We start from the raw sequence: 25,464 nt of genomic DNA on the forward strand, positions 1-25,464 counted from the left end.
CGGACTTACGCGACGTCCAGGCAGAGATACTTCAGATCGGTGAAAGCTTCGAGCCCGTGGCGCGAGCCCTCGCGGCCGATGCCGGATTGCTTGACGCCGCCGAAGGGTATCGGCGCGCCGGTGATCTTGACGCGGTTGATGGCGACCATGCCGTAGTCGAGGGCGCGGCCCATGCGCTGCTGGCGCGCGCCGTTCTCGGTCACGACATAGGCGACGAGGCCATATTCGGTGGCGTTGGCGCGCCCGATGACCTCGTCCTCGCTGTCGAACGGCGTCACCGCGGCGACCGGTCCAAAAGTCTCCTCACGCATGATCAATGCCTCGTCGGGCACATCGGCGAGCAACGTTGGCTGGTAGAACAGCGGTCCGGCCGGATGTCGCTTGCCGCCGGCGAGACAGCGCGCGCCATGAGCGATGGCGTCGGCGACCTGTTCCTCGACCTTCGCCACGGCGCGCTCGTGCATCAGCGGCCCGATATCAATCTTGTCGACGAGCCCATTGCCGGTCCGCAGCGCCTCGATGCGCCTGGCAAAGGCGGCGCAGAAGCGGTCGTAGAGCGGGCGCTGGACATAGATACGGTTGGCGGCGAGGCAGTCCTGGCCTGATGTGGCGAATTTGGCGTCGATGGCGATGCTGACCGCGTTGTCGAGATCGGCATCGGCAAAGACGATCAGTGGCGCGTGGCCGCCAAGCTCCATCACTAGCCGCTTCATCGTCGGCGCGCTCTGGGCGGCGATCAGCCGGCCGATCTCGGTCGAGCCGGTAAAACTCATGGCGCGGACGCGTGCGTCCTCGCACATGCGGCCGACGATCGTCGCGGCCTTGCCGGTGACGATGTTGAAGACGCCGGCGGGCAGGCCGGCCCGTTCGCCAAGCTCGGCCAGTGCCAGCGCCGACAGCGGCGTTTCCGAGGACGGGTGCGCGACGATGGTGCAGCCGGCGGCAAGGGCGGCGGCCGCCTTGCGGGTCAGCATGGCCGAGGGGAAATTCCATGGCGTGACGACACCGACGACGCCGAGCGGCTCGCGCCGCACCATCATTTCCGCGTTCGGCAGATGGCTGGTGACACTCTCGGCGTTGAGGCGTTTTGCTTCCTCGGCATACCATTCGACGAAGGAGGCCGCATAGTCGATCTCGCCGAGCGATTCCTGCAGCGGCTTGCCCTGTTCCAGCGTCATCAGCAAAGCGAGGTCGTCTTTCGCGGCGATGATCAGCTCGAACCATTTTCGCAGAATTCTTGACCGCTCTTGCGGCAGCAGCGATCGCCAGGCTGGAAAGGCGCGGGCGGCGGCATCGATCGCTTTTGTCGTTTGCCGTGCATCCAGCGCGGCGACAAAGGCGACCGTGCTTCCCGTCGCCGGGTCGGTGACCTCAAAACTTTCGGCCGCCTCGCTAGCAGTCCAGTGGCCGTCGACATAGGCGAGTTCGCGCAGCAGCCGGCGGTCGGCGAGGCGGTCGAGCGCTTCATGGCGATGCGAGCGAGCGAAATGCGCGGACATGGTCGAAGCCTCCCGGTTCGGTCTGATGCCGGGAGAGTATCCATCGTGGGCAGACAGAGAGGCTGTTTGGACGCATGCTGGTAGTGAGTTTCTCTCTATTGCGCCGATCGGGCAGACGATCTCTCCGGCGTTAGGTCGACACCGGCAACAGGTCGCCTATGGGCAGCGCAATATCGTCCTTCACCGTCTTGATGACGATGTAGGTGAAGTAGCGGTCGATGCCGATCTCGCGCTCGAGCAAGCTGTCGACCAGCCGCTGATAGGCATCGATGTCGCGCGCCATCACCTTCAGCACATAGTCGACCCCGCCGCCAACCGACCAGCAGGCGACGATCTCGGGAATGTCGCGGATGACGCGCTCGAAACGGTCGAAATCGGCCTGGCGGTGGCTGGCCAGCGTCACCTCCATCAGCACGGTGGCGACCGGCGCCACGACGCGCATGGCGATCCTTGCGTGATAGCCCGAGACGATGCCGGCTTTCTCCAGCTTGCGCAGCCGCATCCAGCATGGGGTCGGCGACAGCCCCACCTGCTCGGCCAGCGCCAGCTTGGTGATGCGGCCGTCGCGCTGGATGGCTTCGAGGATTTTGAGGTCGATGGCGTCGAGTTTCGCGGCAGTCATCAGGGTCCACTTTTTCGTCAACAGTACCATGATGGCGCATTATTTCGATTGTCAATTGCACTGATTTCGATCTCTAATAAGTCATGACATTGTGGCAACCCGACCCCGCGCTCATAAGGCGGCCAGCCTATCAATCGCTGGCCGACCAGTTCGCCCGCGCCATCCATGACGGGCGGCTTGCCAATGGCGCACGCCTGCCGACGCATCGCCGGCTGGCCGACGATCTCAAGCTGTCGGTGCAAACGGTCAGCCGCGCCTATGAGGAGTTGATCCGGCGCGGCCTGATCTCGGGCGAGATCGGGCGCGGCAGCTTTGTCCAGACGCAACGCCGCGAACCGGAGCCGCCCTATCTGCCAGAGCGTCTTGGCGAGGTCATCGACCTGTCCATCCTGAAGCCGGTCTGCGAGCCGATGCATCTGGAGCGGCTGAAGCAGGCGCTGGGCTGGCTCGCCGAAAACCTGCCGTCGAGTTCGGCGCTGTCCTTCCGGCCCAACATGGTGTTTCCGCGCCACCGCGCCGTGGCGGTCGAATGGCTGAAACTATGCGGGCTCGATGTCTCCGCACAGAACATCAGCCTCACCAATGGCGCCACCGCCGGCATGACGGTGGCGCTGATGAGCGTGGCGCCGCCGGGCTCGACCGTTGCCACCGAGGCGATCGGCCACCACACGCTGGTGCCGCTGGCACGCTATCTCGGCTTCAACCTCCAAGGCCTGCCGATCGATGACAACGGCCTGATCCCGGAAGCGCTGGACGAGGCCTGCCGGCTGTCCGACATCCGCGCGGTGTTCGTGCAGCCGTCTGTGATCAATCCGACGGCAACGCTGATGGATGCTGCAAGGCGCGAAGAAATCGCTGCCGTTGCGCGCAAGCACGACATTGCCATCATCGAGAACGATGTGCTGGGTCCGCTGGTCGAGGACCGGCCGCCACCGGTCGCCGCCTTCGCGCCGGAGCGCACGCTCTACGTTACTTCCTTCACCAAGATCACCGTGCCCGGCCTGCGTATCGGCTACCTCGCCGCGCCCGACCGCTATGTCGCCGCCGTCGCCAACCGGCACCTCGTCTCCAACTGGATGGCAACGCCGCTGGTGGCCGAGATCGCCACCAAATGGGTGACCGACGGCACCGCGATGGAGCTGGTGCGCTGGCAGCGCACCGCACTGCGGCGGCGGCAGGACATCGCCGCGGAGGTGCTTGCCGGGATCGACTATCGCGCCCGGCGCGACGGGCTGCACGTCTGGCTGCAACTGCCTGACAACCGCGCAGAGGAGGGGTTTGTCGCCCAGGCGCGGCTGCAGGGCGTGGCGATCGCGCCGGGCACCTCCTTCCGCATTTCCGACGCGCCCTGGCATCCGGCGGTGCGCATCTCGCTGGGCTCGACCACCGAAGGGGAACTGCGCGCCGGCCTCGGCGTTGTCACCAAGCTCTTGCTTGGCGATCCGGAGCACCTGCTGCTTGCCATTTAGGCCCGCGTTGCTCGGAAATTGTGCGGAATCAGAATAATTGTCATGATATTATTTTCCCAATTGACATGATTTGGTGCGTTCCGCATCGTTAAGGGCATAGGCTTCTCCAGCACGGGGAAATTCATTTGTCCACAACCGCGCCCATCATCAAGATCGACGGCATCTCGAAGAGCTTCGGCAGCTTCAAGGTGCTGGACGGCCTGTCGATGCAGGTCATGCCGCGCGAGAAGCTGGCGCTGATCGGTCCGTCCGGCTCTGGCAAGACGACGATCCTGCGCATCCTGATGACGCTGGAGCGCATCGATGGCGGCCACATCCAGATCGAAGGCGAGCAACTCTACCACATGGAACGCAATGGCCAGCTGCTGCCGGCCGACGAGCGGCATCTGGCCAGGATGCGCCAGAAGATCGGCATGGTCTTCCAGCTGTTCAACCTGTTTCCGCACAAGAGCGTCATCGACAATGTGACGCTGGCGCCGATGCTGACCAAGGGCACGCCGCGCGCCGCCGCCGAGAAGCGGGCGATGGAACTGCTCGACATGGTCGGCATGGCCGACAAGGCCAAGGCGATGCCGGCGCAACTGTCGGGCGGCCAGAAGCAGCGCGTCGCGATCGCCCGCGCGCTCGCTCTGCAGCCGAAGATCATGCTGTTCGATGAGGTGACGTCGGCGCTCGATCCGGAACTGGTCGAGGAAGTGCTCAATGTCCTGTGGCGGCTCTGCGCCGAGACCGACATGACCATGCTGCTGGTCACCCACGAGATGGGTTTTGCCCACGACTTTGCAGACCGGGTGCTGTTCTTCGATCGTGGCAAGATCGTCGAGGAAGGCAAGCCTGACGAGATTTTCCGCCATCCCAAACAGGAGCGCACGCAAGGCTTCCTGAAGAAGATCATCGCGGCCGGACATCGCGTCTGACCGCTTTGCAGGGGCGGAAGATCGCCCCAACCAAACCAAGAAACGAAAACAAGGAGTTGGGAACAATGAAGAAACTTGGCATTCTGGCCGGCGTCGCCGGCCTGGCACTGACGGCGGTTCTGGCCGCCTCGATCCCGGGTTTGGCCGACGACAGCAAGCTCGAGCAGTTGAAGTCGCAAGGCTTCGCCCGTGTCGCCATCGCCAATGAGCCGCCCTATACGGCGGTCGCCGCCGACGGCAAGGTTTCTGGCGCAGCACCCGACGTGGCGCGTGAGATATTCAAACGCCTCGGCGTTGGCGACATCGTCGCCTCGATCTCCGAATACGGCGCCATGATCCCCGGCCTGAAGGCCGGCCGTTTCGACGTCGTCACCGCCGGCCTGTTCATGAAGCCGGAGCGTTGCGCCGCGGTCGCCTATTCCGAACCGGTGCTGTGCGACGCCGAGGCGATGCTGGTGAAGAAGGGCAATCCGAAGGGCTTCAAGAGCTACGAAGACGTCGCCAAGGACACGTCGGCCACGATCGGTGCGCCCGGCGGCGGCACCGAGGAGAAGCTGGCGCTCAACGCCGGCGTGCCGCGCGAACGCGTCATCGTCGTGCCAGACGGCCAGAGCGGCCTGAAGATGGTGCAGGACGGCCGCATCGACGCCTATTCGCTGCCGGTTCTGTCGATCAACGATCTGATGAAAAAGGCCAATGATCCGAACCTCGAAGTCATCGCGCCGGTGCAGGGCGCCCCGGTCTATTGCGACGGCGCCGCCTTCAAGAAGGGCGACGAGGCGCTGCGCGATGCCTTCGACGTTGAGCTCGCCAAGATGAAGAAATCCGGCGAATTCGCCAAGATCATCGAGCCATACGGTTTCTCGGCCGCCGCCGCCATGTCGACGACGCGCGATAAGCTCTGCTCGGCGAAGTAGCGCCCTTCTTCCTTCTCCCCATTTTACGGGGAGAAGGTGTCACGAAGTGACGGATGAGGGGCGGCGCCATACCTTCATAAGTTCGCGCTGCCCCTCATCTGCCTGCCCGTCCTACGCAGCAGCTGCGCTGCAGCTACGGAGGGTAAACCGGCATCTTCTCCCCGTTAACGGGAAGAAGGGACCAAGATCAAACGTTGGAATTTCAATGACCCAGTGGTCCGGCTATCTCGGCCTGATATTGCAGGGAGCGCTTGTCACCATCGAGCTGACGCTGATGGGGTCGGTGCTTGCCCTGATCATGGCCTTTCTTGCCGGCATGGGACGGCTGTCGCGCTTTTTCGCGCTGCGGGCGCTGGCCACCGCCTATATCGAGTTCTTCCGCGGCACCTCGATCTTCGTGCAGCTGTTCTTCGCCTATTTCGTGCTGCCGCTGATTGGCCTCGAACTGACTCCGCTGCAGGCCGGCGTGCTGGCGCTGGGTTTGAATGTCGGCGCCTATGCCGCGGAAGTGGTGCGCGGCGCCGTGCAGTCGATCGGCCGCGAACAGCACGAAGCCTGCATCGCGCTCAATCTCGGCCGCTGGCAAGGCATGCGCCATGTCATCCTGCCGCAGGCGTTCCTGGTGATGCTGCCGACCTTCGGCAACAACGCCATCGAACTGCTCAAGGCGACATCGGTCGTCTCGCTGATCTCGCTCGCCGACCTGACCTTCCAGGCGCAGGTGGTGCGCGCCCAGACCGGCAACACCATGGTGCCCTTCGCCACCATCCTGGTCATCTACTTCATCCTGGCGCTGCTCATTTCATGGGGCGTGCGCTCGCTGGAACGCCGCATGGCGCGCGGCCTTGATGGGGTGCGCATCTGATGGGCAATGCCTTTCTGATAAATTGGGCCTGCTGATGGAGTGGGATTGGGATTTTGTCCGGCAGATCCTGCCGACGCTGATCCAGGGGGTGAAGATCACCATCCTGGCGACGCTGCTCGGCTCGGTGCTGGCGGCGATCGTCGGGCTCGGCATTGCACTGGCGCGCCGCTCGCCCAACAAGGCCTTGTCGCGCACCGTCGGCTGGGCGGCCGAATTCATCCGCGGCACACCGCTTCTGGTGCAGCTCTATTTCATCTTCTACGTGCTGCCCGACATCGGCATCCTGCTGCCACCGCTTGTCGCCGGTGTCATCGGGCTCGGGCTGCACTACGGCACCTATACGGCCGAGGTCTACCGCGCCGGAATCGACAATGTGCCGCGCGGCCAGTGGGAGGCCGCCAAGGCTTGCAATCTCAGCGCCACGCAGACCTGGACGCACATCATCATCCCGCAGGCCATCCCGCCGATGATCCCGGCACTGGCCAATTATTTCATCGCCATGTTCAAGGAGACGCCGTTGCTTTCGGCGATCACCGTACTGGAACTGATGAACCAGGCGAAGAGCGTCGCCAACACCTACTATCGTTACATCGAGCCGATCACGCTGGTCGGCGCCTTCTTCCTCGCCATCAGCCTTTGTTCGGTCGTGCTGTTGCGCTGGCTGGAACGCCGTTACGGCAAGATCGAGAGGTAGCCGATGAAACCCTTGCCCGAAATCAAGGTCCATCCGAAACGGCCATCGCTTGATGATCGTCCGCTCGAAACGCGCATCGGTCTGATCATCCTGGCCACGGATCACACCAGCGAGCCCGACTTTCGCCGCATGGTGGCCAGCGAGCGCATCGGCGTCTATGTCGCGCGCATTCCCTATGCCAATCCGACGACGCCGGAAAATCTGCGCAAGATGCAGCCGGCGCTGACGGCGGGTGCTGCCCTGATCCTGCCCGACGAGAAGCTCGATGCGATCTGCTACTCCTGCACCTCGGCCTCGGTGGTGATCGGCGACGCCGAGATCGAGGCGGCGATCCAGGCGGCCAAGCCCGGCGTGCCCGTCGTCACCCCGCCAATGGCCGGCGTGCGCGGGCTGAACGCCTTCGGCGTGCGCCGGATCAGCATCCTCACCCCCTACACGGTCGAAACCTCCAGGCCGATGGCGGCCTATTTCGCGGCGCGTGGATTCGACATCGCCAGCTTCACCTGTCTCGGCTTCGAGGACGACCGCGAGATGGCGCGCATCCCGCCGGCAGCCCTTGTCGATCTCGCGCGCCAGACGACCGACGCGAGCGCCGAAGCGCTGTTCGTGTCCTGCACGGCGTTGCGTGGGGCTCTCGCGGTTGCCGGCATGGAGGAGGCAATCGGCCGCCCCGTTGTGACCAGCAACCAGGCCAGCGCCTGGAATTGTTTGCGGCTGTGTGGCGATGAGACGCCACGCCCCGAATTAGGCTGTCTGATGACGCTGCCTTTGGTGCAGTAGATTATGTCCCGACTGCGCGAGCACCCCCCTCTGGCCTGCCGGCCATCTGCCCCTCAAGGGGGGAGATTGGCTGCCGCAACGCTTTCGCAAATTGCGGTCGTTGCAAGACGAGCGGTGACACATGAGCTGCCGATCTCCCCCCTTGAGGGGGAGATGGCCGGCAGGCCAGAGGGGGGGCTTTCGTGATGCCCTCCATCACCCTTCAGGACATCCGTGCCGCCCGTGAACATATCGCCAACAAGGTCGAGCAGACGCCAACCGTTCTGTCCCATAGCCTGTCCGAGCGTCTCGGTGTCCCCGTCCATCTCAAACTCGAGCACCGCCAGGCCACCGGCAGCTTCAAGCTGCGCGGTGCCACGAATGCCGTCGCTTCGCTCAGCGCGGAAGAGAAAGACCGCGGCGTCGTCGCGGCCTCGACCGGCAATCATGGCCGGGCGCTGGCGCATGCGGCGAAGCTCGAAGGCATGCGCGCGGTGATCTGCATGTCGCGACTGGTGCCGCAGAACAAGCTGGACGAAATCCGCCGGCTCGGCGCCGAAATCCGCATCGTCGGCAACAGCCAGGACGATGCCCAGCAGGAGGTCGAGCGGCTGGTGGTGGAGGAGCGGCTGGTGATGCTGCCGCCCTTCGACCATCCCGCCATCATCGCCGGGCAAGGCACGCTTGGGCTTGAAATGATCGAGCAGGTTCCGGATGCCGGTCTCGTGCTGGTGCAGCTTTCCGGCGGAGGATTGGCTTCCGGCGTTGCTGCAGCCGTCAAAGGCGTCAGCCCCGGCACGAAAGTCATCGGCGTTTCGATGGCGCGCGGTGCCGCGATGAAGGCGAGCCTCGATGCCGGCCGGCCTGTCCTGGTGGAGGAACTGCCGACGCTGGCGGATTCGCTCGGTGGCGGCATCGGCCTCGACAACAGGCTGACCTTCGCCATGTGCCGCGACCTGCTCGACGACGTCATCCTGCTCAGCGAGAACGAGATCGCCGCCGGCATCCGCCATGCCTATGCGCAGGAGCGCGAGATCGTCGAGGGCGCCGGCGCGGTCGGCATCGCCGCGCTGCTCGCCGGCAAGGTCAGGGCGAAAGGGCCGGTGGTCGTACTTCTCTCTGGCCGCAACATCGACATGAATGCGCACCGCAGGATCGTCTGCGGCGAGGCAATCGGGGAGCGCGCCGCATGAGCCGTATGACCATCCTGACCGAAGCTGAACTGCGTGAGATCGTGAAGCTCGATCTCGATGCCGTCGCTTGCGTCGAGAACGCGTTCCGTGCGCTGGCAACGCTGCCGGTGGCGATGCCGCCGATCCTGCGCCTCGATATCCCGGAGCACCGCGGCGAGGTCGATGTGAAATCCGCTTACGTACCCGGTATCGACGGCTTCGCCGTGAAGATCAGCTCCGGTTTCTTCGACAATCCAAAACTCGGCCTGCCGAGCGGTGGCGGCATGATGGTGCTGCTTTCGGCAAGGACCGGTGTGGTCGAGGCGCTGCTGCTCGACAATGGCTACCTGACCGATGTCCGCACCGCCGCGGCTGGCGGGGTCGCGGCCAAGTATCTGTCGCGCGAGGACTCCACCGTGGCAGCAATCTTCGGCGCCGGTTTGCAGGCAGGTCTGCAATTGGAAGCCCTACGTCTTGTGAGGCCGATCGCCGAGGCGCGCATCTGGGCACGCGACGCCGCCAAGGCCGAAGCCGCTGCTGCCCGCTTGCGCGAAAAACTGGGCATTGTCGTGCGCGCCGTATCAGACGCGGCGAATGCCGTTGCTGGCGCCGACATAATCGTCACCACCACACCCTCGACCGAGCCGCTGATCAAGGCTGGCTTCATCGCCGCCGGCCAGCACATAACCGCCATGGGCTCGGACGCCGAACACAAGAACGAAATCGTCCCGGCCATTCTGCGCATGGCCGACCTCTATGTCGCCGATAGCGCGCGCCAGACGCGGCGCCTGGGCGAACTGCACCATGCCATCGCGGCGGGAGTGATGGCCGCAGATGCAGAGGTGACTGAACTCGGCCAGATCATCGCCGGCACAAAACACGGCCGGCGCTCGGCCAGCGACATCACCATCGCCGATCTGACCGGGACCGGTGTGCAGGACACGGCGATCGCCACGCTAGCCCGCGACCGCGCGCGGGCGGCCAATGCCGGAACCATTTTTGAAAGCTGATGCTGGCCGCAAAGCCCAACAAACGAGGAAGCAAAAGAATGCAACCAAACCTGAAATTCTCGCGCGGCGAATTTGCGGACCGCCTCGCCAAAACACGGAAAGCCATGGAGGTGAAGGGCGTCGATCTGTTGATTGTCAGCGACCCGTCCAACATGGCCTGGCTGACCGGCTATGATGGCTGGTCCTTCTACGTGCACCAGGCGGTCATTGTGCCGCCGTCGGGCGAGCCTGTCTGGTACGGCCGCGGCCAGGATGCCAACGGCGCCAAACGCACCGCCTATCTCGCGCATGACAACATCGTCGGCTACGCCGACCACTATGTGCAGTCGACCGAACGCCACCCGATGGACTTCTTGTCCAGCGTGCTAGCCGATCGCGGCTGGGGCAAGCTCACCATCGGAGTCGAGATGGACAATTACTGGTTCTCGGCCGCCGCCTTCGCCTCGCTGCAGAAGCACCTGCCCAATGTCCGATTTGTCGATGCCACCGCGCTGGTCAACTGGCAGCGCGCGGTAAAGAGCCCGACCGAAATCGACTACATGCGCAAGGCCGCCCGCATCGTCGAGGCCATGCACCAGCGCATAGTCGACAAGATCGAAATCGGCATGCGCAAATGCGATCTCGTCGCCGAGATCTATGATGCCGGCACGCGCGGCGTCGATGGCATTGGTGGGGACTACCCGGCGATCGTGCCGCTGCTGCCGTCGGGCGTCGATGCTTCGGCGCCGCATCTGACCTGGGACGACCAGCCGATGAAGTCGGGCGAGGGCACCTTCTTCGAGATCGCCGGCTGCTACAACCGCTACCACTGCCCGCTGTCGCGCACGGTGTTCCTCGGCAAGCCGACGCAGGAATTCCTCGATGCCGAGAAGGCGACGCTGGAAGGCATGGAGGCGGGGCTGGCAGCGGCGAAACCCGGCAACGCCTGCGAAGACATCGCCAATGCCTTCTTCGCCGTCCTGAAGAAATACGGCATCGTCAAGGACAACCGCACCGGCTACTCGATCGGTCTTTCCTATCCGCCGGACTGGGGCGAGCGCACGATGAGCCTGCGCCCCGGCGACCGCACCGAACTCAAACCCGGAATGACCTTCCATTTCATGACCGGCTTGTGGCTGGAAACGATGGGGCTGGAAATTACCGAGTCGATCCTGATCACCGAAACCGGTGTAGAGTGTCTGGCCAATGTGCCGCGCAAACTGGTGGTGAAGAATTGAGCCCGATGTCCAGCCTCCGCCCGTCGCCGATCGCGCCGACTGTCGATTTCGATCGCGACGGCGTCCAGCACGGGTTCCTGCGCCTGCCCTACAGCCGCGACGATTCGGCGTGGGGTTCGGTGATGATCCCAATCTGCGTCATCCGCAACGGCGAGGGGCCGGTGGCGCTGCTGTCCGGCGGCAACCATGGCGATGAGTATGAGGGGCCGCTGGCGCTCTACGATCTCGCCCGCACGCTCGATCCGAAGGACGTCGGCGGCAGTGTGATCATCGTCCCGGCGATGAACTATCCGGCCTTCCGCGCCGGCACGCGGACCTCGCCGATCGACAAGGGCAACATGAACCGCAGCTTTCCCGGACGGCCGGACGGCACGGTGACGGAAAAGATCGCCGACTATTTCCAGCGCGAATTGCTGCCGCGCGCCGACATCGTCTTCGACTTCCACTCCGGCGGAAAGACGCTCGACTTCGTGCCGTTCTGCGCCGCCCACACGTTGCCCGACAAGGCGCTGGAGCAGAAAGCCTTCGATGCGGTCGCGGCATTCTCGGCGCCCTTCTCGATGCGCATGATCGAGATCGATTCCGTCGGCATGTACGACACGGCGGCCGAGGAAATGGGCAAGGTCTTCGTCAGCACCGAGCTTGGCGGCGGCGGCACCTCGCGTGCGCAAACCGTACGCATCGCGCGACGCGGCATTCTCAATGTGCTGCGCCACGCCGGCATCGTTGCTGGCGCGGTCGAGAAGGGCAGAACCCGGTGGCTCGACATGCCGTCAGGCGATTGCTTCTCCTTCGCCGAGGATGACGGCATGATCGAAACCATGGTCGATCTCGGCGAACCCGTCGAAGAAGGCGTGGTTCTGGCCCGCATCCATTCCACCGGCCGCACCGGTATGGCTCCGCAGGAGATCAAGGCAAAAATGTCGGGCTTGCTGGCGGCGCGGCATTTTCCCGGCCTGGTCAAGGCCGGAGATTGCGCTGCGGTGGTTGCCGTCGAAGTCGATTGAAGGAAGCGGTTTCGGGCCGAGGCTAGTCTCGTACACCAGGATACGCATATCCAGTCCGGTGGTTTTCCATTACGCTGGCTACCGTATGACAGGGGAGCATCGATTGCGCGGATTTGCGGAAAGCTTGATCGAGAGGCCGCAGACGGTGGCGGAGCAGGTCGCCAATATTCTGCGCGAGGCCATTGCCAGCGGCACCCTGAAGGCCGGCACCGCTTTGCGCCAGGACGAATTGGCCGAGCAGTTCGGCTTCAGCCGCATGCCGATCCGTGACGCGCTTCGGCAATTGGAAGCCGAAGGTATTGTCTCCATTCATCCGACCAAGGGCGCGCATGTCGCCCGGATGGACGGTGCCGAGATCAGCGAAATCTACGCGGTTCGGGAACTGCTCGAATGCGAAGCGCTGCGCCTCTCCATTCCGGCCTTGTTGGACGGCAAGCTCGATGAGGCCGAACAGGCGCTCGACCAGATCGACGCGGAGCGCAATGTCGGCCGCTGGGGCGCGCTGAACCGAACCTTTCATCTGTCGCTCTACCATGCCTGCGGCAACCAGCGTCTGCTCGGCCTGATCGAGGCGCATCACAACGCCGCCGATCGCTACGTCCGCATCCTCTTGTCGAATCTCGACTACCGCACCCGCTCGCAGAACGAGCATCGCGACCTGCTGGCCGCCTGCCGCCAGCGCGATAGCAAGAAAGCCGTGAGCATTCTGCGGAAGCATCTGCGCGAAGGCAGCGAGACGCTCGTCAGGGCGATTGAGGGCGGCGGCCTGTCGCGAAAATCCTAGGCTCGACGGGCAATGCGAGGGCCGATCGCTACCGGCCCCATCAGGCACTGTTGCGTGCCTGCCGGTTCACTGCCACATATTGCAACATCAGTGTTTGCCACGAGAATCGCCATGTCTCCCGTCAGCCGCCTGCCGGCGCGCGCGCTTGCCCCGCGCCGCCACGACGAGATCCTCAGACGGCTGAGCGCCCAGGGTTCCGTCAGCGTCGCCGAACTGGCCGAGTTCTTCGATATCTCGCGCGAAACCATCCGTCGTGACCTGAAGCTGCTTTCGGACCAGGGCAGGCTGGGCATCGTGCATGGCGGTGCTGCTCGCTTCGAGCCGAGCGAACCGGCGATGAGCCTGCGCAGCCAGGAAAATGCCGGTGGCAAGGCGGCGATCGGCAAAGCGGCCGCCGGCCTGGTCAGGGACGGAATGGTGGTCTTTCTCGATTCCGGCACCACCACCCTGGCCGTCGCGCAGGCCATGGCCGGGCTGCGCGATCTCACCATCTGCACCGCCAGCCTGAAGATCGCGCTGCATCTTTGCCATGTCCCCGGCATGCGCGTGCATATGCTGGGCGGCGAAATCGATCCGGGCGAGGAGGCGGCTTCCGGCATCGACACGCTCGATGCCATGGCCCGCTTTCGGGTCGACATCGCCTTTCTCGGCGGCGGCGCACTGTCGCCGGACGGTGAGGTCACCGACTTCACCCGTGCCGGGGCGGAACAGCGCGGCCGTATGATCGCACTCGCCGGCAAGACCTACTTCGTGCTCGACAGCAGCAAATTCGGCAAGCTGACGCCGCTCAGGATTCCGAATTTCGACCGCGCTGCCGGCGTGATCGTCGACACTACTCCCGAACCCGCCCTTGCCGAGGCGCTTTTGCAAAAGGGGCCTGAACTCATGGTTGTCACCTTGATGTGATATTTTGTGACTTTTTGAGTTGATGTTTGGTTTTGTCGTGATAGTGTCCGCCATCCCTTCAAACGGCGGAACGCTCATGGCCCATGAATTTCCCACCCAGGCACGTGTTGTCATTGTCGGCGGCGGCATCATCGGCTGTTCGGTCGCTTATCACCTGACCAAGCTCGGCTGGACCGATGTCGTTTTGCTTGAGCAAGGCCAACTCAGCGGCGGCACCACCTGGCATGCCGCCGGCCTTGTCGGGCAGCTGCGCAGCCATTCCAACATGACCAGCCTGATCCGACATTCGACGCAGCTTTACAGCGAGCTGGAGGCCGAGACGGGGCTCGCCACCGGCTGGAAGAATTGCGGCTCGCTGTCGGTGGCGCGCACGGCCGATCGTATGACGGTGCTGAAGCGCACCGCCGCCTCGGCCCGCGCTCAAGGGGTGGAGATCGACGTCATCTCGCCCAAGGAGGCCCGCGATCTCTGGCCTGTCATGGCGACTGATGACCTCGTCGGTGCCGTCTGGTTGCCGGGCGACGGCAAGGCCAATCCGACGGATCTTACGCAATCGCTGGCCAAAGGTGCGCGCAATCGCGGCGCGAAGATTTTCGAGCGGGTCAAGGTCACTGGCATCAGCATGAAGAATGGCGTCGCCTGCGGTGTCGAGACCGATCGCGGCAACATCGCTTCGGAAATCGTCGTCAACTGCGCCGGCCAGTGGGCGCGCAAGGTTGGGCTGATGTGCGGCGTGTCGGTGCCGCTGCACTCGGCCGAGCACATGTACATCGTCACCGGCCGGATCGAGGGCGTGCATCCGGACCTGCCCGTCATGCGCGACCCCGACGGTTTCATCTACTTCAAGGAAGAGGTCGGTGGTCTTGTCATGGGCGGCTTCGAGCCGCATGCCAAGCCGTGGGGCATGAACGGCATCCCGGAAAATTTCGAATTCGCGCTGCTGCCGGACGATTGGGACCAGTTCGAGATCCTGATGGAAAACGCGCTGGTCCGCGTGCCGCGGCTGGCGCAGGCCGAGGTCAAGAAATTCTACAACGGTCCCGAGAGCTTCACGCCCGACAACAATTTCATCCTCGGCGAGGCGCCGGAACTCAGGAATTTCTACGTTGGCGCCGGCTTCAACTCGATGGGCATCGCCAGCGCCGGCGGCGCCGGCAGGGCGCTGGCCGAGTGGATCGTCAACGGCGCGCCGACCATGGATCTGTGGCCGGTCGACATCAGGCGCTTCGCCTCGTTCAACAACAATCCGCGCTGGCTGCATGACCGGGTCAAGGAGACCCTCGGCCTGCATTACGCCATGCCGTGGCCGAACCGCGAACTGGATACCGCGCGGCCTTTCCGCCGCTCGCCACTCTATGACCAGCTGGCCGCCAAAGGCGCCTGCTTCGGTTCAAAAATGGGCTGGGAGCGCGCCAACTGGTTTGCCGCGCCGGGAGAGACGGCCGAGAACGACTATGCCTTTGGCCGCCAGAACTGGCACGAGGCGGTGCGGCGCGAAATGAAGGCAACGCGCGAAGCCGTTGCCATCTTCGACCAGACCTCCTTTGCCAAGCTGCTCGTCCAGGGTCGCGACGCCTGTGCCGTGCTCAACCGCATCTGCGCCGGCAACATCGATGTGCCGGTCGGCACGTCGGTCTACACAGGCGTGCTCAATGCGCGCGGCGGTTACGAGAGCGACCTTACCGTGATGCGGCTCGCTGCGGAAAAATTCCTCATCGTCACCGGCTCGGCGCAGGCGGTTCACGACGCCGACTGGATCGTCAAGAACATCCCAGCCGATGCCCATGCCATCCTGACCGACGTCACCTCGTCCTACGCGGTGCTGGCGGTGATGGGGCCGCGCTCGCGCGATCTGCTGAGCAAACTGTCTTCGGCGGATCTCTCCAATGCCGGTTTCCCCTTCGCCACCATTCGCGAGATCGATATCGGCTACGCCACCGCCTATGCCAACCGCATGACCTATGTTGGCGAGCTCGGCTGGGAGCTGATCGTGCCGACAGAATTTGCCGTTGGCGTCTACGAGGCGCTGCATGAAGCGGGCCGGGAATTCGGCCTGATCGATGCCGGTTACTACGCGCTCGACGCCTTGCGCATCGAAAAGGGTTTTCGCGCCTGGGGCAGGGAATTGACGCCTGATATCAACCCCTGGCAGGCCGGACTTGGCTTCGCCGTCGCCATGGACAAGCCGGGCGGTTTCATCGGCCGCGATGCGCTCGCCGCTGCAAAGCTGTCGGCACCGGCGAAGCGCATCGTGCTGTTCACGCTCGACGATGCCGAGCCGATGCTGTGGGGCGGCGAGCTGATCCTGCGTGACGGCAAACCGGTCGGCGAAGTCCGTTCCGCCGCCTACGGCCAGACGCTCAGCCGCTCGGTGGCGCTCGGGCTGATCGAGAATGAAGCCGGCGTCGATGCCGCGTTCCTTACCGGCGGCCGTTTCGAGATCGACCTCGCCGGCGTTCGCCATGCCGCGACGGCGCATTTGCGCAGCCCCTATGATCCGAAGTCGGAACGCGTGAAAGCCGACTGGTCGTGGTGAGGGCTGCTGCGTAGAGACGCTCAATCCGCCGACATCGACCGTGCCATGTCGAGGAAGGCGCGCACGAGTTTGCCGCCGCTGCGTTCGCGCAGGCAGATCAGCGCTTCGTCCATCAGCGTTTCGGGCGCGTCGATGGTGATCGGCACCAGCCGTGAATCCTGGCCGAATTCCGCCGCCGAGACAAAGCCGATGCCGGCGCCCGAGGCGACGATCTCACGGACGGCCTCGCGGCCCTCGGCCTCGATTACCGGTCTCAGTTCGATCTTCGACGCCGCGGCCAGGTCTTCGAGCTTCTGGCGCGTCTTCGAACCGCGCTCGCGCATGACCAGCGATTCCTGCGCGAGTTGTTTCAGCGTCAGCGATTTCTTGCCCGCCAGCGGGTGGTCAATGGAGGCGAAGGCGATGATCGGGGTCGAGTTCAGTTTCAGCACCTCGAAGTCGCGCCCGGTCGGCACCTCGCCCAAGACGCCGATGTCGGCATCGTAGCTGTAGAGGCTGCTGATCACCGTCTCGGTGTTGCCGGCGCGCACCGAAACCTGGACACCGGGATAGCGGGCGCGAAAACTGCCGAGGATGTGCAGCAGATGGTGTGCGGCGTCCGCAACGATGCGCAGCGTGCCGGAGCGCAGCGCGCGCGACTCCGTCAAAAGTTCGAGCGCCTGCTGTTCGGTATCGAACATGCGGTGGGTTATTTCGAGCAGCTTCTGACCCGAATGGGTCAGCGTGACCTGCTTCTTGTTGCGGTTGAACAGCAGCACATCATACTCTTCCTCGAGCTTGCGCACCTGATCGGATATGGCCGGCTGGGTCAGGAACAGCGCTTCGGCGGCCCGCGAAAAACCGCCTGATATGGCCACCTGATGAAAGGCTCGCAACTGAACGTAGCGCATTCGTCCTTACCTTCGAGACAGCGGAATCTTGAGGCAATCTATCATAAGGCCAGATTTCCAGAAGGCGGAAACGAACGATTTAGCTTATGCTAAACAGGCGTACTTATCCGGCTTCACAACTGTGTCATGACCAGGATGCAATTTGCGCCGCGTGGTTCACCCTACCATCGTATAAATCGATACTTCGATACAAAATAACGATTTTACAAATATGTCGTTCCGTCCAAGAATAAGGCCGCATCAAAAAGCAGCGATCTGTCGGAGGACACCATGCGCGCCGAGACGAAATTTGCCGCGGAGCCGCTGGCCAGTCCGGCACTGGGCGAGCCTTATCTGCTGACCCCGGGTCCGCTCACCACGGCCTATTCGGTCAAGCAGGCGATGCTGCGCGACTGGGGATCATGGGACGGCGATTTTCGTGGCATGACCGCCGAGATGCGCCGCCGCCTGCTGGCGCTGACGGGTGACACGAAAGACGAATTCGACTGCGTGCCGATGCAAGGCAGCGGCTCCTTCTGCGTCGAGGCGATGCTCGGTTCGTTCGTTCCTAGGGACGGCAAGGTGCTGGTGCTGGCCAATGGCGCCTACGGCCTGCGCGCCGCGCAGACCATGCAGTATCTCGGCCGTGCCTATACGCTGATCGACAAGGGCGACTACCTGCCGCCGCGCGGTGACGAGGTGGCGGCCGCACTCGAGGCCGACCCTGCCATCACCCATGTCATCGCCATCCATTGCGAGACCAGCTCCGGCATTTTGAACCCGGTCGCCGAGATTGCCGAAGCCGTCCATGCCAAGGGCCGCAAGCTGCTGGTCGATTCCATGAGCGCCTTCGGCGCCGTCGCGCTCGACGTCAACGAGATCCGCTACGAGGCGATGGTCTCGTCGGCCAACAAATGCATCGAGGGCGTGCCGGGCTTCGGCTTCATCATCGCCCGCAAGAGCGAGTTGGAAGCCGCCAAGGGTCGCAGCCATTCGCTGTCGCTCGACGCCCATGCTCAATGGGCGCACATGAACAAGACCGGCCAGTGGCGCTACACGCCGCCGACCCATGTCGTTGCCGCCTTCCTGGAAGCGCTGCGCCAGCATGAGGCCGAAGGTGGCGTCGCCGGCCGTGGCGCCCGCTATGTCAGGAACCGTGACGTCATGGTGGCCGGCATGCGCGAACTCGGCTTCGAGACCTTGCTCAAAGACCGCTGGCTGTCGCCGATCATCGTCACCTTCTTCAATCCGGCCCATGCCAACTTCGCCTTCGACCGTTTCTACGAGCTGATGAAGGACAAGGGCTTCATCATCTATCCGGGCAAACTGACGGTGGTGGATTCCTTCCGCGTCGGCTGCATCGGCCAGATGGACGAACATGTCATGCGCCGCGTCGTCGAGGCGGCGGCTTTCTCGCTTCATGAAATGGGCGTCGACACCGCCGCCCCGCCCGCTGCGGCAATCGCCGAGCGCGCCAAACTCGCCGCCTGAAACGGCATTATTTCGAAGGAATACCGATGAACCAGATGTCTCCCGTCAACGTCGCCGTCAACGGCCGCATTTATGCCTGGCCGCGCGTGCCGGCGATCGCCATCTGCCTTGACGGCTGCGAGCCCGCTTACCTCGATGAAGCGATCAAGGCCGGGCTGATGCCGGCTTTGGTGAAGATCAAGCAGAAGGGCACGGTGCGGTTTGCCCACTCGGTCATTCCGAGCTTCACCAACCCCAACAATCTGTCGATCGCCACCGGCCGTCCGCCGTCCGTGCACGGCATTTGCGGCAACTATCTCTACGAGCGCGAAACCGGCAAGGAAGTGATGATGAACGACCCGCGCTTCCTGCGTGCGCCGACCGTCTTCCAGGCCTTCTACGATGCCGGCGCCAAGGTGGCCGTGGTCACCGCCAAGGACAAGCTGCGTGCGCTGCTCGGCAAGGGACTGGCGTTCGATGAAGGCCGCGCGCTCTGCTTCTCGGCCGAAAAGTCGGACACCACGACTGTCGCTGAACATGGCATCGACAATGCCTCGAAGCATTTTGGGCTGCCGGTGCCGGAAGTCTACTCGGCCGAGCTGTCGGAATTCGTCTTCGCCGCCGGCGTCCAACTGCTCAGGGAATTCCGCCCCGACATCATGTATCTGACAACGACGGACTATGTGCAGCACAAATATGCGCCCGGCGTGCCGCAGGCCAACGCCTTCTACGAAATGTTCGACAAGTATCTGACCGAGCTTGACGCGCTGGGTGCTGCGATCGTCGTCACCGCCGACCACGGCATGAAGCCCAAGCACAAGGCGGACGGTTCGCCCGACGTAGTCTATGTCCAGGACCTTTTGGACGAGTGGTTGGGCAAGGACGCGGCCAGAGTCATCCTGCCGATCACCGACCCCTATGTCGTGCACCACGGCGCCCTCGGCTCGTTTGCCACCGCCTATCTTCCGGCGGGCGCCGACCAGGCCGGCATCATGGCGCGGCTGGCCAAGGTCGAAGGCATCATGCTGGTCGTCGACAGCCCGACGGCCTGCGAACGCTTCGAACTGCCGGCCGACCGTATCGGCGACATCGTGCTGATCTCGACCGAGAACAAGACGATCGGCACCTCGGCGCATCGCCATGATCTGGCGGCCCTCAACGAACCGCTGCGCTCGCATGGCGGGCTGACCGAGCAGGAAGTGCCGTTCATCGTCAACCGCGTGCTGCCTGATTTGCCGAATGAGCCGACCTTGCGCAACTTTGACGCGTTCTATTACGCGACGATGGCGGCGGCGCTGGCCTGATGTCGAGTGTGATTGTCGACCCCCACTCCGCCGAGCTTCGCCCGGCACCTCTCCCCCGACCGACGGGGGAGAGGAAAGGCGCCAGGGCTAGCCACGGCTTAGCCTGGAAACGTGAGAGCGCCGACTTCGCCTGATTTCCTCTCCCCCGCCGATCGGGGGAGAGGTGGCCCGAAGGGCCGGAGTGGGGGTCGATCCCCGGCCACGACGTACCCAAGAATCTGCTGGAGCAGAGCCGATGACCAAGCTTGACCCTGCCATCAAAGTTCGCCACGAGCCGATGCGTATCGCCGGCAAGAGGGTCGATGCCGACGGCCTCGTCGAGGTACGATACCCCTGGAACGACACAGTTATCGGCACCGTGCCCGCCGGTCGCGCCGAGCATGCCCGCCAGGCCTTCGAAATCGCCGCCGGCTACAGGTCGAAGCTGACGCGCTATGAGCGCCAGCAGATCCTGTTCCGCACCGCCGAAGCACTCGCGTCACGCCGGGAAGAAATATCCGATCTCATCACGCTTGAGCTTGGCATCTCCAAGACCGATTCGCTCTATGAGGTCGGCCGCGCCTATGACGTGTTCACGCTCTCGGCGCAGATGTGCATCCAGGATGACGGCCAGATCTTCTCCTGCGATCTCACCCCGCACGGCAAGGCGCGCAAGATCTTCACCACCCGAGAGCCGCTGAAGGCGATCTCGGCGATCACGCCGTTCAACCATCCGCTCAACATGGTGTCCCACAAGGTGGCGCCGGCGATTGCCACCAACAATTGCGTGGTGGTCAAGCCGACCGAACTGACGCCGATGACGGCGCTGCTGTTGGCCGACATTCTCTACGAAGCCGGCCTGCCGCCAGAAATGCTGTCGGTGGTGACCGGCTGGCCGGCCGATATCGGCAACGAGATGATCACCAACGACAACATCGACTTGATCACCTTCACCGGTGGCGTGCCGGTCGGCAAGATGATCGCCCGCACCGCCGGCTACAAGCGCCAGGTGCTGGAACTCGGCGGCAACGATCCGCTGATCATCCTCAATGATTTGTCGGACGAGGATCTGGCAAAGGCGGCGGACTTGGCAGTGGCCGGAGCGACGAAGAACTCCGGCCAACGCTGCACCGCGGTCAAGCGCATCCTCGTCCAGGAAAGCGTCGCCGACCGTTTCGTGCCGCTGGTGCTGGAGCGGGCGAAGAAGATCCGCTTCGGCAACCCGATGGACCGCTCGACCGATCTCGGCACCGTGGTGCACGAGAAGGCGGCAGCACTGTTCGAGGCCCGTGTCCATATGGCCGCCGAGCAAGGCGCCGAAATCCTCTACAATCCCGGCCGCCGGGGTGCGCTGCTGCCGCCGATCGTCGTCGATCGCGTGCCGCACACATCCGAACTGGTGATGGAAGAGACGTTCGGGCCGATCATCCCGATCGTGCGCGCGCCGGATGATGACGAGGCTCTCATCGCGCTGTCCAACTCGACCGCCTTCGGCCTGTCGTCGGGCGTCTGCACCAACTCGTTTCCCCGCATGCAGAAATACATCGCCGGCTTGCAGGTCGGCACCGTCAACATCTGGGAGGTGCCGGGCTACCGCATCGAGATGTCGCCCTTCGGAGGCATCAAGGACTCGGGCAATGGCTACAAGGAAGGCGTCATCGAGGCGATGAAGAGCTACACCAATGTGAAGACATTCTCGCTGCCCTGGTCGTGACCGGGCAGCCCGACTGGCAGTACACGAGGGGGCGTTCCACGCTCCCTCATTCGCGTTTTCGGAGAGGGTGATGGCCGCGATCAAAGAACTTGTGCACACCGAGGGCGATTCCAACACGACCGCGGCACGCGGCCGCTGGGATGCCGGCCAGGACGATCCCCGCATTCGCGGCCTGCTCGACCGTGACGCCTCAGCGTTCATGCACCAGAGCCTGTCCAGCCCCTGTCTTTCGACGATTGCTAAGGCGGAAGGCATATGGATCGAGGACACCGCCGGCCGCCGCTTCATGGATTTCCACGGCAACAGCGTGCATCACCTCGGCTACGGCCATCCCAGACTGGTGGCGGCGATCAAGAAGCAGCTCGACGACCTCTGTTTCGCGCCGCGCCGCTTCACCAGCGAACCCGCTGTCGAGCTGGCGGAGAAACTGGCGGCACTGGCGCCCGGCGATCTCGGCAAGGTGCTGTTCACAACCGGCGGTTCCGACGCCGTAGAAGTGGCGCTGAAGATCGCGCGCGCCGCGACCGGCCGGTTCAAGACCGTGTCGTTCTGGGATGCGTTTCACGGCGCCGGTTTCGGTGCGGCAAGCGTCGGCGGCGAAGCCACATTCCGTTCGCACATCGCCGGCCCGATGATGACCGGCACCGAACACGTCGCGCCCTGGGACGGCTATCGCTGCCCCTATGGTCACGATTCCCTGGAAGCGTCAGGGCTCGCCTGCGCCAACATGATCGCCTATGTGCTCGGCCGCGAGCAGGATGTGGCGGCGGTCGTCGCCGAGCCGATGCGAGCGACGCCCAACCCGCCGCCGCCCGGATTCTGGAAGCGGGTGCGCGACGCCTGCGACCGGCATGGCACGCTGCTGATCTTCGACGAGATCCCGACCGGCCTCGGCAAGACCGGTAAATTCTTCGCCCACGAGCATGATGGCGTGACGCCCGACATCGTCGTTCTCGGCAAGTCGCTCGGCGGCGGCATCCTGCCGATCGCCGCCGTCATCGCGCGGCGCGACCTCGACGTCACCGACGGCTTTGCCATCGGCCACTACACCCATGAGAAGAACCCGGTGACCACGCGCGCCGCCCTGACGACCATCGACATCATCCTGGAAGAAGGACTGGTGGAGCGGTCGGCCGAGCTTGGCCAACATATGCTGGGACGCATGCAGGATTTGATGGCTCGCTCGCCCCATGTCGGCGACGTCAGGGGCAGGGGGCTGATGGTCGGCGTCGAACTGGTCGAGGACCGCGCCACACGGCAGCCGGCTCGGGAGCTTGCCGAGCGGGTCTTCTATGCCTGCCTGGAGCAGGGCCTGAGCTTCAAGGTCAGCCAGGGCAATGTGCTGACGCTGTCGCCGCCGCTGGTCATCTCGAAAGCCGACCTCGACCACGCGCTCGACGTCGTCGAGCGCGCCGTGCTGGCGGCCTGATCGTGAAGGCCATCCGCACCGATCGGGAACTCGAATGCCCCGGCATTGACGCTGGTTTGCGGGCGCGAGGCGTCGAACTGGTGACGCTGCCTGACGGCATTGCCGAAGACGATCTCATCGAGGCCGTCACTGACGCCGATCTTCTGCTCATGTGCTACACGCCGATCACGGCGCGGGTCATCGAGGCCGCATCAAAACTGAAGGGCATCGTCAAATACGGCGTCGGCATCGATGCCATCGACATCCCGGCCGCGATGCGGCGCGGCATTCCCGTCGTCAATGTGCCTGAATATGCCGAGGAAACCGTAGCCGAAGGCGCCTTCGCCTTGATGATCGCGCTTGCCAAGCGGCTGCCGGCGATCACTACGGCGGTGTCGCGCGATGGCTGGGTCTGGCCCGCGCAGCGCTGGCTCGGGCGCGACATCTCCGGCGCCACGCTCGGCCTCGTCGGCTGCGGCAAGATTGGCCGCAGCATGGCACGCATGGCAGGCCAAGGGTTTCATGCCCGGGTGCTCGGCTTCGATCCCGGTGTCGATGCCGCAACCCTGCACGCCGCCGGCATCGAGAAGGTTGACGACCTGCAAGCCATGCTGCGTGCCTGCGATTTTGTCTCGATCCATTGCGTGTTGAACGAGAAGACGCGCGGCCTGATCGGCAAGGCGGAACTCGCCTGCCTGAAGCCTTCCGCCATCATCGTCAACGTCTCGCGCGGTGCACTCATCGATGAGGCGGCGCTTGTCGAGGCTGTTGTCGCCGGGCGCATCGGTGGCGCCGGGCTCGACGTCTACTCGGTGGAGCCACTCTCCAGGTCGACCCATCCGATGCGTGCGCTCTTCGATCGCGACAACGTGATCCTGTTTCCGCATCTCACTTTCTTCACCCGCGAAGCGATGCGCCGGCTCGAGGACGACACGCTCGCACGCTGTTTCGAGATCCTCGACGGCCGGCCAGTGACCATCCGCTCAAACGACCCACGTCTGCGGGCGCAGACATCAGGTGTTCTGTTCCGCTGATAAAGCATATCTTTCAACGAGATAGATGTCTTCATCGGAACCACAATCACGCCCGCGACAGGGATGCGACAGTTCCATGACAAATATCAGCAGAAGTTTGTCTGTCATAAAATAAATAGATTTTACTTATCGATCGCTGATCCCCAGAGTTGTCACAACGACGACATCCAATCGGCTCAACGTCCGCCAGAGACACGAAGCTGATCGGTCCTAGTGCATCGCAGAATGTGCCATCAATCACAGGGGAACTGATCCATGAAATCGCGAAACGCAACCATCGCAATGGCCTTCGCCGCGTCGCTTCTGGCGTCGTCAGCTCTCGTCGCGCCGGCATTCGCCGACGGCGTCGTCACCATCTATTCCGCCGACGGCCTGCATGACGGCAATGGCAGCTGGTACGAGACCGAATTCGCCGCCTTCACCAAGGCCACCGGCATCACCGTGCAATATATCGAGGCCGGCTCGGGCGGTGTCGTCGAGCGTGTCGCCAAGGAAAAGTCGAACCCGCAGGCCGACGTGCTGGTGACCTTGCCGCCCTTCGTCCAGCGCGCCGCAGCCGACGGCCTGCTGCAGGACTACAAGCCGGAAGGCGCCGACCAGATCGACGGCGGCACCGACAAGTACCGGCCGCTGGTCAACAACTACATGAACTTCATCTACAACAGCGCCGTGCTGTCGGAAGCGCCGAAGACCTACAACGACCTGCTCGATCCCAAGTTCAAGGGCAAGATCCAGTATTCGACGCCCGGCCAGGCCGGCGACGGCACCGCCGTCATGCTGCAGATCATCCACGCCTTCGGCGGCGAGGATGCCGGTTTCGAGTTCATCAAGAAGCTGCAGGACAACAATGTCGGTCCATCCGCCTCGACCGGCAAGCTGACCGCGCTGGTCAACAAGGGCGAACTGCATGTCGCCAATGGCGATCTGCAGATGAACATGTCGCAAATGGCCGACAATCCCAACATCAAGGTGTTCTGGCCCGCCGGTCCCGACGGCACGCGCTCCACCTTCGCGCTGCCTTATGAAATCGGCCTCGTCACCGGTGCGCCCAATGCCGACAACGGCAAGAAGCTGATCGATTTCCTGCTCGCCAAGGAAGCCCAGTCGACCATAAGCTCGGTGGCGCTCGGCATGCCCGCCCGCAAGGACGTCAAGCCGGACGACGCCAACTTCGCCAAGGCGCAGGAAGCGATGAAGGGCGTCACCATCTGGTCGCCGAACTGGGACGAGGCGCTGAGCAAGCTTCCCGGCTACGTCAAGAAGTGGAACGAGGCGACCGGAAGCTGACCCCGAGGACGGAAATCCGGAGGAC

At 63.9% G+C, this 25,464-nt stretch carries 22 protein-coding genes; 19 read left to right on the top strand and 3 right to left on the bottom strand.

Going from position 1 to position 25,464, the window contains the following annotated elements; translation table 11 throughout:
* Positions 1 to 5: 5 nt before the first annotated feature.
* Together AC04SF_RS01435 and AC04SF_RS01440 are read right to left on the bottom strand one after the other, a co-directional pair.
* Complete coding sequence (locus AC04SF_RS01435) at positions 6 to 1,499, bottom strand: NAD-dependent succinate-semialdehyde dehydrogenase (RefSeq protein WP_488476193.1); 1,494 nt, start codon at positions 1,497 to 1,499, stop codon at positions 6 to 8.
* A gap of 130 nt (positions 1,500 to 1,629) precedes the next feature.
* Complete coding sequence (locus AC04SF_RS01440; protein WP_488476194.1) at positions 1,630 to 2,121, bottom strand: Lrp/AsnC family transcriptional regulator; 492 nt, start codon at positions 2,119 to 2,121, stop codon at positions 1,630 to 1,632.
* An 83-nt stretch (positions 2,122 to 2,204) separates the two neighbouring features.
* Between AC04SF_RS01440 and ehuR the strand changes: the two genes are divergently transcribed.
* The 13 genes from ehuR to AC04SF_RS01505 all read left to right on the top strand — a co-directional run bounded on the left by ehuR (position 2,205) and on the right by AC04SF_RS01505 (position 16,374).
* Complete coding sequence (ehuR, locus tag AC04SF_RS01445; RefSeq protein ID WP_202351033.1) at positions 2,205 to 3,590, top strand: MocR-like ectoine utilization transcription factor EhuR; 1,386 nt, start codon at positions 2,205 to 2,207, stop codon at positions 3,588 to 3,590.
* A gap of 125 nt (positions 3,591 to 3,715) precedes the next feature.
* Positions 3,716 to 4,507, top strand: a complete 792-nt coding sequence (gene ehuA, locus AC04SF_RS01450) for an ectoine/hydroxyectoine ABC transporter ATP-binding protein EhuA (protein WP_488476195.1) — start codon at positions 3,716 to 3,718, stop codon at positions 4,505 to 4,507.
* A 65-nt stretch (positions 4,508 to 4,572) separates the two neighbouring features.
* Positions 4,573 to 5,424 (top strand): ectoine/hydroxyectoine ABC transporter substrate-binding protein EhuB, encoded by an 852-nt coding sequence (gene ehuB / locus AC04SF_RS01455; protein WP_488476196.1) that lies wholly within the window; start codon positions 4,573 to 4,575, stop codon positions 5,422 to 5,424.
* Positions 5,425 to 5,629: 205 nt separating this feature from the next.
* Positions 5,630 to 6,289: an ectoine/hydroxyectoine ABC transporter permease subunit EhuC gene (ehuC, locus tag AC04SF_RS01460; protein ID WP_096455411.1), complete on the top strand. Its 660-nt coding sequence runs from the start codon at positions 5,630 to 5,632 to the stop codon at positions 6,287 to 6,289.
* Positions 6,290 to 6,323: 34 nt separating this feature from the next.
* A complete protein-coding gene (gene ehuD, locus AC04SF_RS01465; RefSeq protein ID WP_475452226.1) occupies positions 6,324 to 6,983 on the top strand; it encodes an ectoine/hydroxyectoine ABC transporter permease subunit EhuD in 660 nt (219 codons plus the stop codon).
* Between the two features lie 3 nt (positions 6,984 to 6,986).
* Complete coding sequence (eutA, locus tag AC04SF_RS01470) at positions 6,987 to 7,763, top strand: ectoine utilization protein EutA (protein WP_488476197.1); 777 nt, start codon at positions 6,987 to 6,989, stop codon at positions 7,761 to 7,763.
* Between the two features lie 185 nt (positions 7,764 to 7,948).
* Complete coding sequence (gene eutB, locus AC04SF_RS01475; RefSeq protein ID WP_488476198.1) at positions 7,949 to 8,935, top strand: hydroxyectoine utilization dehydratase EutB; 987 nt, start codon at positions 7,949 to 7,951, stop codon at positions 8,933 to 8,935.
* Positions 8,932 to 9,924, top strand: coding sequence for a cyclodeaminase (locus tag AC04SF_RS01480; protein WP_488476199.1), 993 nt, complete (start codon positions 8,932 to 8,934; stop codon positions 9,922 to 9,924). The genes eutB and AC04SF_RS01480 overlap by 4 nt, the downstream gene beginning before the upstream one ends.
* A 38-nt stretch (positions 9,925 to 9,962) precedes the next feature.
* The gene (gene doeA, locus AC04SF_RS01485) at positions 9,963 to 11,141 is read left to right on the top strand and encodes an ectoine hydrolase DoeA (RefSeq protein ID WP_488476200.1); all 1,179 of its coding nucleotides are present in this window, start codon (positions 9,963 to 9,965) and stop codon (positions 11,139 to 11,141) included.
* A 5-nt stretch (positions 11,142 to 11,146) separates the two neighbouring features.
* Positions 11,147 to 12,148 carry a N(2)-acetyl-L-2,4-diaminobutanoate deacetylase DoeB gene (doeB, locus tag AC04SF_RS01490; protein ID WP_488476201.1) on the top strand — a complete coding sequence of 334 codons (1,002 nt, stop codon included), beginning with the start codon at positions 11,147 to 11,149 and terminating at the stop codon, positions 12,146 to 12,148.
* Positions 12,149 to 12,251: 103 nt separating this feature from the next.
* Positions 12,252 to 12,932, top strand: a complete 681-nt coding sequence (locus AC04SF_RS01495; protein ID WP_488476202.1) for a GntR family transcriptional regulator — start codon at positions 12,252 to 12,254, stop codon at positions 12,930 to 12,932.
* Between the two features lie 111 nt (positions 12,933 to 13,043).
* Positions 13,044 to 13,838 carry a DeoR/GlpR family DNA-binding transcription regulator gene (locus AC04SF_RS01500; RefSeq protein WP_488476203.1) on the top strand — a complete coding sequence of 265 codons (795 nt, stop codon included), beginning with the start codon at positions 13,044 to 13,046 and terminating at the stop codon, positions 13,836 to 13,838.
* Positions 13,839 to 13,914: 76 nt separating this feature from the next.
* The gene (locus AC04SF_RS01505) at positions 13,915 to 16,374 is read left to right on the top strand and encodes a GcvT family protein (protein WP_488476204.1); all 2,460 of its coding nucleotides are present in this window, start codon (positions 13,915 to 13,917) and stop codon (positions 16,372 to 16,374) included.
* Positions 16,375 to 16,394: 20 nt separating this feature from the next.
* Here the strand turns inward: AC04SF_RS01505 and AC04SF_RS01510 are convergent, their stop codons facing one another.
* A complete protein-coding gene (locus AC04SF_RS01510; RefSeq protein ID WP_488476205.1) occupies positions 16,395 to 17,264 on the bottom strand; it encodes a LysR substrate-binding domain-containing protein in 870 nt (289 codons plus the stop codon).
* A gap of 270 nt (positions 17,265 to 17,534) precedes the next feature.
* On the opposite strand from AC04SF_RS01510, the gene AC04SF_RS01515 reads away from it, so the two are divergent.
* The 6 genes from AC04SF_RS01515 to AC04SF_RS01540 all read left to right on the top strand — a co-directional run bounded on the left by AC04SF_RS01515 (position 17,535) and on the right by AC04SF_RS01540 (position 25,439).
* Entirely contained in the window at positions 17,535 to 18,734 is a 1,200-nt protein-coding gene (locus AC04SF_RS01515) for a 2-aminoethylphosphonate--pyruvate transaminase (RefSeq protein WP_488476206.1), read from the top strand.
* 26 nt (positions 18,735 to 18,760) lie between these two features.
* The gene (phnA, locus tag AC04SF_RS01520) at positions 18,761 to 20,017 is read left to right on the top strand and encodes a phosphonoacetate hydrolase (RefSeq protein WP_488476207.1); all 1,257 of its coding nucleotides are present in this window, start codon (positions 18,761 to 18,763) and stop codon (positions 20,015 to 20,017) included.
* A 235-nt stretch (positions 20,018 to 20,252) separates the two neighbouring features.
* On the top strand, positions 20,253 to 21,710 hold the full coding sequence (gene phnY, locus AC04SF_RS01525) for a phosphonoacetaldehyde dehydrogenase (RefSeq protein ID WP_488476208.1): 1,458 nt from the start codon (positions 20,253 to 20,255) through the stop codon (positions 21,708 to 21,710).
* A 70-nt stretch (positions 21,711 to 21,780) separates the two neighbouring features.
* Positions 21,781 to 23,139, top strand: coding sequence for a (R)-1-hydroxy-2-aminoethylphosphonate ammonia-lyase (gene pbfA, locus AC04SF_RS01530; RefSeq protein WP_488476209.1), 1,359 nt, complete (start codon positions 21,781 to 21,783; stop codon positions 23,137 to 23,139).
* 2 nt (positions 23,140 to 23,141) lie between these two features.
* On the top strand, positions 23,142 to 24,152 hold the full coding sequence (locus AC04SF_RS01535) for a 2-hydroxyacid dehydrogenase (protein WP_488476210.1): 1,011 nt from the start codon (positions 23,142 to 23,144) through the stop codon (positions 24,150 to 24,152).
* 255 nt (positions 24,153 to 24,407) lie between these two features.
* The gene (locus AC04SF_RS01540; RefSeq protein ID WP_488476211.1) at positions 24,408 to 25,439 is read left to right on the top strand and encodes a 2-aminoethylphosphonate ABC transporter substrate-binding protein; all 1,032 of its coding nucleotides are present in this window, start codon (positions 24,408 to 24,410) and stop codon (positions 25,437 to 25,439) included.
* Positions 25,440 to 25,464 lie beyond the last annotated feature (25 nt).

Source organism: Mesorhizobium sp. CNPSo 4671, from assembly GCF_057784245.1.